Genomic DNA, 12,459 nt, shown 5'->3' with positions numbered 1-12,459 from the left:
CACAAGGCATGCATCCATGAATACCCATCAGAACAAGATCGCGCTGGTCACCGGCGCCACCCGTGGCATCGGCCTGGAAACCGTGCGCCAGCTGGCCCAGGCGGGCGTGCACACGCTGCTGGCCGGTCGCAAGCGTGAGACCGCCGTTGAGCTGGCGCTGAAGCTCCAGGCTGAAGGCCTGCCGGTTGAAGCCCTGCAACTGGACGTGACCGACGCGGCCAGCATCGCCGAAGCGGTCGAGCAGGTGCGCCAGCGCCATGGCCGCCTCGACATCCTGGTCAACAATGCCGGCATCATGATCGAGAATCCCGCGCAGGCGCCGTCGGAGCAATCGCTCGAGACCTGGAAGCGTACCTTCGACACCAACGTGTATGCGCTGGTGGCGGTCACCCAGGCCTTCCTGCCGCTGGTCAAGCAGGCCAAGTCCGGCCGCATCGTCAATGTGTCCAGCATGCTCGGCTCGCAGACCCTGCACGCGGATCCCTCCTCGGGCATCTATGACTTCAAGATTCCGGCGTACAACGCCTCCAAGGCCGCGGTGAACAGCTGGACCCTGAGCCTGGCCTACGAACTGCGCAACACGCCGATCAAGGTCAATACCGTGCATCCGGGTTACGTGAAGACCGACATGAACGGCGGCAACGGCGAGATCGAAATCAGTGAAGGTGCACGCTCCAGCGTGGAAATGGCACTCATCGGTGAATCCGGTGCCAGCGGCAGCTTCACCTACCTGGGTGAGGTGCTGCCATGGTGATCCGCACGTTGGCGATGGCCGTCTCCAGCCTGGTGCTGGCGGGCTGTGTCAGCGTCGGCCCGAACTACAAGGCGCCGGTGCAGGAACCGGTGGTGCTGCAGGGGGCGCAGCAGCCTGTGTTCAGCACTACCTCGCCGGTGGCCAGCTGGTGGGCGCAGTTCGATGATCCGGTGCTGGAAGAACTGGTGCACGGTGCACTGTCGGATAACCTGGACCTGCGCGTGGCCGTGGCCCGCGTCAGCCAGGCCCGTGCGGTGTTCGTCGAAAGCCGCTTCGACCAGGCCCCGCACATCACCGCGGGCGGCAGCTACGACCGCCGCAAGCAACCCGATCCGCAGCTGGGTGGGCAGCGGGTGTTCAGTGAAAGCTACCAGCTCGGCTTCGATGCCGGCTGGGAGCTGGATCTGTTCGGCCGCAAGCGCCGTGCAGCAGAAGCCGCGCGCGCCGACCTGGACGCCGAGCAGGCCAACCTGGCCGATGCGCAGGTACTGGTCGCCGCCGAAGTGGCACGCAACTACTTCGAGCTGCGCGGTACGCAGAAGCGCATCGCGGTGGCCCAGCACACCCTGGTCAACCTGCGCGATACGCAGAAGCTGACCGAGGCGCGCTGGGAGCTGGGCGCCGGCAGCGAGCTGGACGTGCAGAGCAGTCGCGCCCGGCTGAAGGCGATCGAGGCCGATATCCCGCTGCTGGAAGTGGCCGAAACGCAGTCGCGCAATCGCCTGGCGGTTCTGCTGGGCCAGCGTCCGGAAACGCTGACCGCCATGCTTGCGCCGCACGACGTGCCGGCATTTGCCAAGGCGCTGCCGCTGGGCGATACCCGCGAGCTGCTGCGCCAACGCGCCGACGTGCGCGTGGCCGAGCGTCGCCTGGCCGCTGCCACCGCGCGGGTGGGCGTGGCCACTGCGGACCTGTTCCCGCGGCTGTCACTGTCCGGTTTCGTCGGCTTCCTTGGCGGCGACGCCAGTGGCCTGGTCAATGGCAACAACAAGGCCTGGTCGCTGACGCCGTCGCTGAGCTGGGCCGCGTTCGACTTCGGCACCGTGCGTGCACGCCTGCGTGCCAGCAAGGCTGAGGCCGAGGGTGTGGCTGCGCAGTATGAGCAGGCCGTGCTGCTGGCGCTGGAAGACACCGAGAACGCGCTGACCCGCTATTCCAAGCAGCAGGCGCGGCTGGCGATCGTGGTCGAGCAGGCGCAGGCGGCACGCCGGGCTGAGTCGCTGGCGCAGATCCGCTACCGCGAGGGCTCGGAAGACTTCCTGACCCTGCTGGATGCGCAGCGCACGCAGCTGGCGGCCGACGATGCGTTGGCGGCGGCTGAGTCCGAGGTCAATGTCAGCGTGGTGGGCGTGTACAAGGCGCTGGGTGGCTGGGGGCAATCGCCGCAGCAACCCAGCGTGGCGCAGGTGCAGTAACCGCACGGGACGGAAGCAGTGGCTTCCGTCCCTTTCTTCTGTCAGGGCCAGTGATTGGCCGGTGCGTCGCGCTCGCGCATGCGCACGATGCAGAAGCGATGGCCGGTGGGTGCTTCCATCACCCACCAGCGTTTGACGAAGCCGATCCGGCGCGCGCCGAGTTTTTCCAGTCGATCTGCCTCGGCATCGATGTCGTCGCTCTCGATGTCCAGGTGCACCCGTGAGGGGTGAGCGACACGTTGCACTTCCACGTTCAGGCCCGCGGGTGCGCCCTGCAGGCCGGCGTACTCGGCGCCATCTTCGCCATACGATGGCTGCGCCTGCAGGCCGAGTGCGGCCGCCCAGAAGCGTGCGCCTTCGTCAGCGGGCGTGTCCTGGCAGTCGATGATGAATCCGGCCAGACGGCTCTGGTGCGCCATGACGTCCTCCGCAGATCGGGAATGGAGGGAGGGTAGCGCGTCGCTTGCTGTGGACGTTGTCACAGTCATGACGTTTCTGACTCTGCCAGAACCGGGGCCTGCGGTGTAACTAGTGGGGCAGATTCCAGGAGGGAAGGCGATGAGCGACGACAAACGTGATACCCAGCGCATGCTGTTTGGTGATCCGGGACCGCCTGGCGCAGGGCTGTCGGTAGCGGTCGTAGTGCTGATGGTGTTGGCTACCATGGCGGCTGCGATCGGCTTCATGCGCCTGCCGGACCAGATGCTGGGGCTGGGCCTGATCGGCATCTCCGTGTTTCTGGCGGTCGGTGCCCGCATCTGCCAGGCACGCAACCAGCATCAGGCGCTGTACCGGCTGATGTCGCGACAGCCGCGGCATTGAGATTGCACCGCATTGAGATCCTGAACGAAGCAATGGCCACACTTCCAGAATTACACTTGGCCTGCAGGTGGGAATAGACGCGACATCACGCGGTAGCCATCGGAACTATTCAGTAACGTTCTAATGATCTCTTCTCCATCAACATGAAATGATTCATGGGACTTGATGTAGCAGAAAAATTTTTCAGCAAGAACGGAGCCGGCTGAATTGAATGCTCCATGCAGCTCCGGCCTTGAACGGTCAAGGAACAGCACCGAAGCAACAGCAGTTCCCAGGGCCCGCATCGCGAGAGAAGGACCGCTATGGTCCCAGAGCCAGCGACCCTTTGCCGGACAGAAGTCCTCGTTGTCATCGTGAATCATGTAGTTCCAGTCGGGGCTCTCGTACATCCAGTCTGGTGGCGTAAGGAGCCTGCCGTTGTAGAGAACTTCATGGGTTCTCGCTGAGCCGGTAAATCTCACTCCGTGGTGCTGAAGCCAGCAAAGTGCACGTTTGCTCAGTGCGTGATACTCGAGACGCTGCCGTACCCCCTGTGTAATCTGGGCTTGCGTGGATCCATCGGTTGCCGCGAGCAGAAATTCACCCAATGGAATGCTCTCCGAATGCAGTTCGGTGAGATCCAGGTATGCTCGTCCTTGTAGAACAGGAGGGAGTGCTGTGCGGGCTTCAGCATCGAGGATGACTGGGACGATTCGCACGTCGGACTGATCCACGTGCTTCTCCAGCATAGCCAGTTCGCGATTCAATCCTGAGCCGGGTCTCGACATGGCCGAGAGAAAGTCGCTGTCACAAAGGCAGAAAACGATCAGTGGGCGTTCCGCAAACGCGCGTTCAATCAGCTTGTCGATGTTTTGACCAAAACCGACGCTGTCCCTGTCCCAAAAGACTCGATACTTCCAATCCAAGTTGCGGACAATGTCGCTACGGATCCATTCCTTTGCATGAAATTGCCCGCCCCAAGCGTAAGAAATGAAGACAGATGCATCTTCGCGCCAAGGTGTGTCCATTCAGTCAGTATGATTGTTTTGGATTCGACCGGATTCTACTCAGGCCAGTCCAGCTCGACCACCAGCGGGAAATGATCCGAAGGCAGCACGCCGTCGATGCGACGGTCATCGGTCAGGAAGCTGCGTGCATGGAAGCCACGCACCAGCACCCAGTCCAGCTGCACGGTGGCCTTGCCGGTGAAATCGTGGAAGGTCAGGCGTGGCCCCTGCGGAACCTTCACCTGGGTACGGGTGTCCTGCAGCAGGCGGGTGAATGCCTTGTAGGTGTCACCACCGGGCTCGCTGTTGAAGTCACCCGTCAGGACCACCGGCAGATCGGCCGGCAGGGCTTCCACGCGCTTGCCGATCAGCTCGGCACCCTTCACCCGGCGCGGTTCATCCTCGTCGCGGTAGGGCAGGTGGGTATTCATGAAATAGAAACGACGGCCATCGTCCAGGCGGCGGAACAGGGCCCAGGTGACCATGCGCGGGTACAGGTTGCCCCAGGTGATGCTGCCGGGTGCGTCGGGTGTATCGGACAACCAGAAGTTGCCGGACTCCTCGATGGCCAGCACCTTGCTGTCGTAGAACACGCCCATGTGTTCGTCACCGCTGCCACCACGGCGGCCTTCGCCGAACCAGCGGTAGCCGGGCAGGTGTTCGGACAGGTAGTCGGCCTGCTCCTTCACCAGTTCCTGGGTGCCGATCACAGCCGGGTGCGCATCGAGGATGACCTTGACCATGGCATCGCGGCGGTCGGGCCAGCGCTTGCCCGGTTCGGTATCGGCCGGGGTGCGTACGTTGAAGGACATTACTTTCAGTGGCGCCGGTGCAGCAGCCCAGGCGACGGCAGGCAGCGCAAGCACCAGCAGCGCACACAGCGCGGGGCGACGGAAACGCGACAACATCGTGGAATCCCTCCATTCCATGAAAACGGTTTCATGAAGCATGCCATGGAAGGCGAGGGCAGCGGTATGCCGGGATGGGCGACTGGGAGATGCCGGACGGGCGCTGGACGCTCCGCCCGGCAGATGCCCCTTGCCCGATCAGGGGTCGTAGATCATCCCGTTCTCGTCGCGGTTGTAGTGGTCGCTGACTACGCGGGTGCCGTCGTCATGGACCACGTACAACGTGCAACGCTGGTGGAACACGTTGCCGCTGATGCGGAAGGGCACGCACTCCTCCTGCAGGCCGACCTCTTCGGCTGCATTCGCCGGCGGCGAGGGCACCAGGGCGGCAAGTGCAACTACTGCAGCGAAAGAAAAAGCGGTCATTCGATTGTGCAGCGTCATTGATCACACTCCTTGGAGTCGTAGTCGGTGTCCGATGCAGATCAGTCTGCCGGGAGGTACCACTGACCGTTCTCGTCTATCCAGTACACCGACGTGAGAACGGTGCCGTCTGCCAGAGTGCGGGTGACGGTGCAGCGCTGATGCACGAGGTTGGGCCCAAGTCTTACGGGCACGCAATCGGTCGTCGATCCGGGGGACCCGGCCGCGTGGCCGGTTGCCGGTACCACACTACCCAATGCCAACATCAATGCAGCCATCGCGGCCAGTTGCAGTTTCATAAGCATCATCCTTGCTTCTGCAATCGCGCACATGCGCATGGCGTGTGTAACACGCGAACCAGGCCGCCGGAAGTGTCTCGCCGTGATCAGTCTTCGATCTCGCCGCGACGGCTGGCAGCACGCACTGCCTGCGCGGTGGTCGCCACACCCAGCCGTTGCCGCGCGTGGCGCAGGTGGTTCTCCACGGTGCGCGTGGAAAGCCCAAGCGTGGCCGCGATCTCAGCTTGGCGACGGCCAGCGGCGACCCAGCGCAGCACTTCGCGCTCGCGGTTGCTCAGTGCGCTTCCCGAAAGCTCGGCAGGCGATTCGGCCAGATGGCGAGCGGCACGGAATGCTGCAGCTGCAGCAGCTTCCAGCTGCAGGCGCGCGCTGGCCGATGCATCGATCGCTGTCCCGGCAAAACTGATCGCGCCTTCCAGACCGGTGATGCCGAACACCGGCACCTGCAGACCGTGCAGGCCTTCACCACGTGGCTGCTTCACCACCTGATAGCGTTCGCCGCGAACACCCTGGCGCTTGCTCCAGAAGAACGGCGCGTCACTGTCCAGTACGTGCCGATTGACCGGGCAGGCGTGCAGGTAGCGCGCGAGGTCGGTACTGCCGCCGTCGCCGAACCAGTCGCCCTCGATCCAGTACACACGCTGTGTACCGCGCTCCAACCCCGTGCCGGTGGCGAACACCAGCACGCGGTCGTAGCCGAGCGGTGCAGAGATGCTGCGTAGTACGGCGCCCACCGCACTCAGTGAGCGGGCGCGTTCCAGTTCCAGCAACGCCTGCACCAATTCGCTCATCCGGGTCAGCGCCCGGCCAGGGCGTCGAGCAGCGTGCGCGCGGCCAGCTTGCCCAGCGCATTACCGGCCAGCGGGCTGTCGCCGGTCAGCAGCAGGCGGTCCTGTAGCACGCTGCCATCGATGCCGTCATTGACGATCTGCACGCCCTGCTGCGCGAGGCGCTCACCGAAGAACCACGGCAGCTGCCCGGGCATGTAGCCGATCTCCGGCGTCTGCCGGTCCATCGCATCGGGGAAGGCACAGATGCGGTAGCCGCGGAACAGCGAACCACCATCGGCCTCGTCAACGCCTGCGGCCAGCAATGCGGCCGGGCCGTGGCAAAGGGTGATGATGTGACGTTGCTCGGCCATCGCCCAGTGCAGGGCTGCCTTTACCGCGCGACTCTGCGGCAGTCCGATAAGTGCGCCATGGCCACCGGGGATGAACACGGCTGCATAATCCGATGCGGCATCGAGGCCTGCCACCACCTCATCCAACTGCAGTGGCTGGCGGAAGCGGGCTTCGTAGCGGTCGTACAGTCCGCCAATCTCCGTGTCCTCACGCGGGAACGCCCACCACTCGAACTTGGCGGCGTTGCCGGACAGCGTGGCCACATCGATGTCGAAGCCGGCCTTGTCCAGGTGGTACATCGGCAGCAGGGTTTCCACCGGATGGTTGCCGGTGGAGAACAAGTGGCCGTTGGTAGTGGGCAGATAGCGTTCGTCCGCAGCGATCATCAGCACCTTCCAGCGGCCATCGCGGCGTGCGTCGGGATAGTCGGCACCGGACAGGTTGCTCCTGGGCGATGTGAACTGCGACAGCGAGTAGGGCGACGGGAAGAAGGCATCGCGCTCGGCCGGGTCGGGGCTGGGCTGGCGGCTGGGCTCTTGCGTGTTCATGCGGACCTCCAGTGGGGTGGTGGGATCCAGCATAGAAGGGCTGATGCGTACAGGCGATGAGGGTTTTCCCTCAGCCGCGAGCAGCTACTTCACCGTGGCCGAATGCTGCTGCATGTCTTCATGCAGGATCCGCCGCAGTTCGACGATGGCCGGCGTGGCTTCCTGCACGCTGTGCCCGGATACGATCACCTTCTCCGAATCCGCGTGCGGCAGGTGCGAGCTCCAGTAGGGCACCAGCCCGTCGTCGGTCTTTTCCAGCGGCCCATCGGCCTTGGCGCGCGCGATGATCGAGTGGTAGTGCACCTTCGGCGACATCGGCAGGTCGGCCACCGCGCGGACGAAGGGATCGTCCTTGTCCAGATTCTGGATGCTGTTCATCTGGTAACCGTGCTTGCCATCATTGCGGTCGATCTGGCCGTCGTTGGCGATGGTGGCGACGTCTTCCAGCACGGTCAGCGGCAACCGCACCAGGCGACCGATCCAGCGGCCCAGGCGGGTGCCCGCCACGTCGGTGCCGCGGTGTGGCGTGGCGATGAATACCACGCGCGATACTTCCGGTTCCGGCAGGAAAGTCAGCACCGGTGCGCCCTTGGTACGCAGCAGTTCACGCTGTGCCGGCGTCATCTGCGCAGTCTCCAGCAGGGTCTCGACCAGATGATCGCCGGAAGAGGAGATCATCAGCCGCGCGATCACGCCACCCATGCTGTGCCCGACCAGCACCATGTCATGCGAAGCCTGCGCCTTGCCGCTGGGGTCGAAATGCTTGAGCACTCCGGACAGTGTATGACGCATCGCATCGTGGCTCATCGCGATGGGCATGTTGGTCGGGTAGTAGAACTGCCAGACCTGGAAGTCCTGGCGGATCTCGTCGTCGCGCATCAGTTCGTTGGCGACGTTCACCCAGGCTTCCGGGCTGCTGGCCAGGCCATGGATCATCAGCAGCACGCGGCGGTTCGGATCGTAGGGCTGCATCATGTACAGGTGCGGCGTGTCGATGCCGCCCTTGCCACCGAACAGCGAGCGCAGCGACTGGTGGCTGAAGTTGGAACGGGCCAGCCACAACGCATAGCCGGCGGTGAAGTTCGCGGCCAGCGGAACCTGTTGGCCATGCAGGGTGACTTCCGTGACCTGGTAGGGATCGTGGATCTCCAGCTCAGGCTCGTCGTCGTGCAGCACTTCCCACAGGTTCTTTCCCGAGAAGCGCAGCAGCACCGTCATTGAAGGGGAGGGCATCTCGCTCCAGCTTTGCGCGGCCGATGTGCTTGCCTGCGCGGCGGGCGTCGCTGCCGAAGGCGGGGTGGCCATGCTGCCAGCCGGGTCGTTCATCACCGCCACCAGTTCGGCACCGAAGCCATCGCGGCGATGCACGCTGCGCAGCGTGCCAGTGAACGACAGCGAGGCCGCCGGTACCAGTTCGGTAGGGGTACGCGTATCCAGCGGTGATGCTTCGCCTGAAGGGGCCAGCACGAAGGTCCAGCGGCCCAGCTGGAAGTGGCTGGCCTGGCCGTGCACGCGGCCCGTGGCATAGGCGTCGTACAGCTGTACCGAGGCTTCCTGCACGGCCAGGTTGTAGTAGTCGCGCACCTGGGTCTGGCGATCTTCGAAGCCGCGCTGGTTGGCGGTGCGCTCGGTGAAGAAAAGATAGGCATAGGCCTGGCGCGCGACCTGCATCCACGCATCCAGGCGCGGTTGGAAATCGGCATCCAGCTCGGTGATCGCGCTCTTGGCGCGGCCGGATGCCGAGTACTCACGCTTCGGCGCCGGCAGGGTCATCGCATACTGCAGCCACAACTCGGCCAGGCTGGAGCGTTTGTCTTCCTCGCGCACCACGATGCTGCTTTCCATCGCCTCGATGCAGGGCAGGCCCGGTTTGGCGCATACGCCTTCATCGAGGCCGGCCACCCGCAAGGTCTCCGTGGTCGCCGCGCTGAGCTTGCCGGAAGTGAGGATGTCACCGCGCTTGAGCGCGATGTACTGGCCGGGCGTGACCGAGGCCACCTGCACCGACGGCCCGAACTGGCGCAACGTGGCGCAGCCGCCCAAGGTGAGCAGCACAGTGATGATGAGGGTCGTGCGGCCGATGAAGCCCAAGCCCGTGGTTGCCATACGATCCTCCTGCGCGGTGGCGCCACTCTAGCGGTCGGCATGTCAAAGCGGAAGATACCGGGCGGTCGTTTTGGGGCGCTCAGGCGCTGCCATCCGAGCGATTCAGCCGGTTCCGTGTGACACTGGGGTGAATGGAGCGATGCAGGGACTGCGATGACGTGGCTTGAGACCCGGATCCCGCCGCCGCTGGTGATGCTGCTGTGCGCGGGGATCGGCTGGCTGGGGAGCCGACTGTGGCCGGAGGCGGTGTTGCCCCTGCCGATGCGGGCGCTGATGTCAGGCGGGGTGATGGCGATCGGTGTGGCGCTGAACCTGCTGCCGAAGCTTGCGTTCCAGCGGGCGCGCACCACGGTCAATCCGCTGCGCCCTTCGGCATCAAGCGCGCTGGTCACGCGCGGCATGTACCGTTACACGCGCAATCCGATGTATCTGGGCCAGGCAACGATCCTCACTGGCGCAATGTTGTACCTGCAGAACACGATCGCGTTGCTGGCTGTGCCGTTGTTCGTGCTCTACATCACCTGGTTGCAGATCATGCCGGAAGAGCGGGCGTTGCTGGCCCGCTTCCCCGACGTGTATCCGATGTTCCGCCAACGAGTGCGGCGTTGGCTGTAGCGGGCATCACCCATTATCGAGAGATCTGGCACTTCACGGCAGCGGAATAGCCTTCGTAGTCATCGCCTGCGATCACGTGCAGGGTGTGGCGCTTGTCAGTGGTCTTCACGTATGAAGGTTCCTGCGTGTTGGCGTGTTCGTTGACCGTGTTCACTGACCACGCTTTGGCCAGATGCGTGGCGTCAACGCCGTTCAAGTAGACGAAGAGGCTCTTCTCGCCCTCGGCCACGTTCACATCGGCACTGGTGACGGTGCCGCCGAACAGGGCGACCGGCTTGTCTTCCGGCTCGAAGGTGCCACCCGGTTTCCTGGCCAGGCCAGCGGCCTGCAGTGCATCGATGGCGTCGGCCTCGCTGAAGTCCGAGCCGGCCTTGCAGGCCAGCAGGGCTTCCAGCGTGGCGGTGCCGGGGGGCGCGATGGCCGGTGCCGCGGCGTGCGTGGCTGGGGTTGCGGCGAGGGTGACGAGGAACAGGGTGAGAGCGACGGGAGCTTTCATGGCAGATCCTTTAATGTGTCGCGGGATAGCCGGTGGCGGGGCGAACAGATCCCGGCCACCGGCCACATTCGGCGTGATGGGTCAGTCGAACCAGACCAGCGGCATGTCGGCATTGAGCGACATGTGGCGGAAATCTCCTAGCACCTGGGCCACGGCCTGCACGGTGTGGCAGCCCGTTCCCAGCGCGGACGATCCCGCGCTCAGGTAGCTGGCGGAGATGGTACGGGTGCTGACCGAGTCCGGTCTGGAGCCCAACTGCTGGGTGCCGAGGCTGCCCACCTGCTGGCCATCGATCTTCAGGAACAGGAACACGCTTCCGCCACCGTCGTTCGGGTCACCCTGCACGCGGGACTTTGTCGAGAAAAGCACCACGCCGTTGTGCCCCTGCGGAATGCAGACCTGGCCCTCGCCAATGACCACCTGCGAGCCCGCTGACGGACAGCCCGGCGCGAAGCCATTGGTCCCGACGCAGACATAGGCGAAGCGGCGGTAGGGGCCTGCGGCGGCGTAGTTGAATCCAGGATTCAACCCCTTTCCGACCACGCCAAAGCCGTTGGACAGCGTCACCAGTCGGGAGTTGGCGCCGAACTTGTACTTTACGTTGTTGGTGTTGGCGTCCTGCGGCTGGTAGTACGGCGATTCGGACGCGACGAAGCTGACAGTGCTGTAAGCCGGCGGATTGACGAACAGGCCTTGCGAATAGAAGGGAGCCTGCGTTTCTGCGCCACTGAAGATGTCATTGATCGACCAGGTCATCGATTCGATGCCGGGCTCCTGCTCGTTCAGGAAAATTCCCATCATGCCATCGCCGTAGTTGCCCCATGCGAACGCGCGGCCGGAAGCCATGGCCACGATGGGGCCACCGGGATTGCCGGCCTGGGCAGTCATCAGCAGCTTGCGGTCCTTGGCCTGCAACGCCATTCCTTCAGGACTGCCGACGGTATTGAAGTCCAGCTGCGCGGTGTCACTCGGAAGGCTGCTGTTGGTTACCGAGCCTGCAGATGTGATGAGCACGGAAAGGTTGCTGGCGGAGCCGAAATTGACGGCCGAACCGATGGCCTGTCCGGCCAGGTTGACCGTATGGTGTCCGGCGGGCAGGTACTTGGCACCGATGACATTGAAGGAGTGCTGTTGGGCCGATGTCGACTGCCGCCAGTCGATGTAGCTGTCGTTGGAGACCACCTCACCGTTGATGGTGATGTAGGCGTTGGCGGCAGAGCGGCCGCCAGGGAAGTACCGTCCATCCGACTGCACGTATACCCATCCAGGGGCGTTCAGATCGATGGTGCTCGAAAGCAGGGTTGCCGTGCCGGGTTGTACGCGCTGGTCAGCGGCCAGCTGCAGATAGCGGGAGCCTGGCGTGGCAGCGGAAGCCTGCCCCAGTGCCAACGCCACGGCCAAGCCCACAAACAGTGTGATGCGCTTCATCTGATGTCCTTTCAGGTTTCGGGTCACGTCGTGTGACGCAGGGACTCTACTGGATCCGGATCTCAGCTTCTGTGACTGGCTCCCGATGCGGGTGGCATCGGGGAATGTCGGGACAGCAGAGGAAGCGCCATCCTCGGAAAACAAAAAAGCCGGAACTCCATTGACGGGAGATCCGGCTTCTTGCGGCCTCGACAGGCCATACAGATGGTGGAGGTGGGCGGAATTGAACCGCCGTCCGAAGGCACTCCATCCCCAGCACTACATGCTTAGCTCACCGTTGGATCTCGTCCCCGAACAGCACGGCGTGCAAAGCGCATCCGGGAACCAGCCTGTTGTGTTCTAGTGCCGGACTGACAGGCAGCCACCCAGCGCGATTCCATGATAGTGACTCTACACCGCGAGCATGGACACAAGCGGTTTCGAGGCTTAGGCCTTAAGCGGCCAGAGCGTAGTTGTCGTCGTTGGCAACTAGAGTTTTGCAGCTGGATTTACGAGGAAAGCTACCCCCTCGGCATGCGCCAGGCGACTTCACAACCCCCGTCGAAACCAATGCACCCCCGGTTTCTACAGTGCTGCAAGGTACAGGGCCGATCCCGCG

The 12,459-nt window shown here is 63.9% G+C and carries 14 protein-coding genes and 1 other RNA gene; 4 read left to right on the top strand and 11 right to left on the bottom strand.

Annotated elements, in window-relative coordinates; all coding sequences use genetic code 11:
* The first annotated feature begins 16 nt into the window (after positions 1 to 16).
* Together AC5P9N_RS18265 and AC5P9N_RS18260 are read left to right on the top strand one after the other, a co-directional pair.
* On the top strand, positions 17 to 754 hold the full coding sequence (locus AC5P9N_RS18265) for an SDR family oxidoreductase (protein ID WP_005409112.1): 738 nt from the start codon (positions 17 to 19) through the stop codon (positions 752 to 754).
* Positions 748 to 2,169, top strand: a complete 1,422-nt coding sequence (locus tag AC5P9N_RS18260; RefSeq protein WP_043035475.1) for an efflux transporter outer membrane subunit — start codon at positions 748 to 750, stop codon at positions 2,167 to 2,169. Before AC5P9N_RS18265 ends, AC5P9N_RS18260 begins: the two co-directional genes overlap by 7 nt.
* Positions 2,170 to 2,210: 41 nt before the next feature.
* Here AC5P9N_RS18260 and AC5P9N_RS18255 read toward each other — a convergent pair whose 3' ends face one another.
* Entirely contained in the window at positions 2,211 to 2,588 is a 378-nt protein-coding gene (locus tag AC5P9N_RS18255) for a VOC family protein (RefSeq protein ID WP_043035474.1), read from the bottom strand.
* Between the two features lie 139 nt (positions 2,589 to 2,727).
* On the opposite strand from AC5P9N_RS18255, the gene AC5P9N_RS18250 reads away from it, so the two are divergent.
* Complete coding sequence (locus AC5P9N_RS18250) at positions 2,728 to 2,991, top strand: hypothetical protein (protein WP_049395953.1); 264 nt, start codon at positions 2,728 to 2,730, stop codon at positions 2,989 to 2,991.
* Between the two features lie 50 nt (positions 2,992 to 3,041).
* Here AC5P9N_RS18250 and AC5P9N_RS18245 read toward each other — a convergent pair whose 3' ends face one another.
* The 7 genes from AC5P9N_RS18245 to AC5P9N_RS18215 all read right to left on the bottom strand — a co-directional run bounded on the left by AC5P9N_RS18245 (position 3,042) and on the right by AC5P9N_RS18215 (position 9,322).
* Positions 3,042 to 3,998 (bottom strand): toll/interleukin-1 receptor domain-containing protein, encoded by a 957-nt coding sequence (locus tag AC5P9N_RS18245; RefSeq protein WP_080334826.1) that lies wholly within the window; start codon positions 3,996 to 3,998, stop codon positions 3,042 to 3,044.
* A gap of 35 nt (positions 3,999 to 4,033) precedes the next feature.
* A complete protein-coding gene (locus AC5P9N_RS18240; RefSeq protein ID WP_043035472.1) occupies positions 4,034 to 4,885 on the bottom strand; it encodes an endonuclease/exonuclease/phosphatase family protein in 852 nt (283 codons plus the stop codon).
* A gap of 138 nt (positions 4,886 to 5,023) precedes the next feature.
* Positions 5,024 to 5,251 carry a hypothetical protein gene (locus AC5P9N_RS18235; protein ID WP_223846394.1) on the bottom strand — a complete coding sequence of 76 codons (228 nt, stop codon included), beginning with the start codon at positions 5,249 to 5,251 and terminating at the stop codon, positions 5,024 to 5,026.
* A gap of 59 nt (positions 5,252 to 5,310) precedes the next feature.
* A complete protein-coding gene (locus tag AC5P9N_RS18230) occupies positions 5,311 to 5,547 on the bottom strand; it encodes a hypothetical protein (protein ID WP_024956430.1) in 237 nt (78 codons plus the stop codon).
* Between the two features lie 86 nt (positions 5,548 to 5,633).
* Entirely contained in the window at positions 5,634 to 6,338 is a 705-nt protein-coding gene (locus tag AC5P9N_RS18225; protein ID WP_043035471.1) for a PA1136 family autoinducer-binding transcriptional regulator, read from the bottom strand.
* Positions 6,339 to 6,343: 5 nt separating this feature from the next.
* The gene (gene hchA / locus AC5P9N_RS18220; protein WP_043035483.1) at positions 6,344 to 7,216 is read right to left on the bottom strand and encodes a glyoxalase III HchA; all 873 of its coding nucleotides are present in this window, start codon (positions 7,214 to 7,216) and stop codon (positions 6,344 to 6,346) included.
* Positions 7,217 to 7,300: 84 nt separating this feature from the next.
* Positions 7,301 to 9,322: an esterase/lipase family protein gene (locus AC5P9N_RS18215; RefSeq protein ID WP_043035470.1), complete on the bottom strand. Its 2,022-nt coding sequence runs from the start codon at positions 9,320 to 9,322 to the stop codon at positions 7,301 to 7,303.
* Positions 9,323 to 9,475: 153 nt separating this feature from the next.
* Between AC5P9N_RS18215 and AC5P9N_RS18210 the strand changes: the two genes are divergently transcribed.
* Positions 9,476 to 9,937, top strand: coding sequence for a methyltransferase family protein (locus AC5P9N_RS18210; protein ID WP_043035469.1), 462 nt, complete (start codon positions 9,476 to 9,478; stop codon positions 9,935 to 9,937).
* A 13-nt stretch (positions 9,938 to 9,950) separates the two neighbouring features.
* Here AC5P9N_RS18210 and AC5P9N_RS18205 read toward each other — a convergent pair whose 3' ends face one another.
* From AC5P9N_RS18205 to ssrA, 3 genes are all read right to left on the bottom strand, one after another.
* Entirely contained in the window at positions 9,951 to 10,433 is a 483-nt protein-coding gene (locus tag AC5P9N_RS18205; RefSeq protein WP_043035468.1) for a hypothetical protein, read from the bottom strand.
* Positions 10,434 to 10,514: 81 nt separating this feature from the next.
* Positions 10,515 to 12,005 (bottom strand): hypothetical protein, encoded by a 1,491-nt coding sequence (locus AC5P9N_RS18200; protein WP_133050682.1) that lies wholly within the window; start codon positions 12,003 to 12,005, stop codon positions 10,515 to 10,517.
* A gap of 61 nt (positions 12,006 to 12,066) precedes the next feature.
* Positions 12,067 to 12,420: a transfer-messenger RNA gene (gene ssrA, locus AC5P9N_RS18195) on the bottom strand.
* Positions 12,421 to 12,459: the final 39 nt, after the last annotated feature.

The organism is Stenotrophomonas sp. YJH_SMC_6, assembly GCF_059371335.1.
Note: the sequence above shows the minus strand (reverse complement) of the source record. Positions and strands in the feature narration are given on the sequence as shown.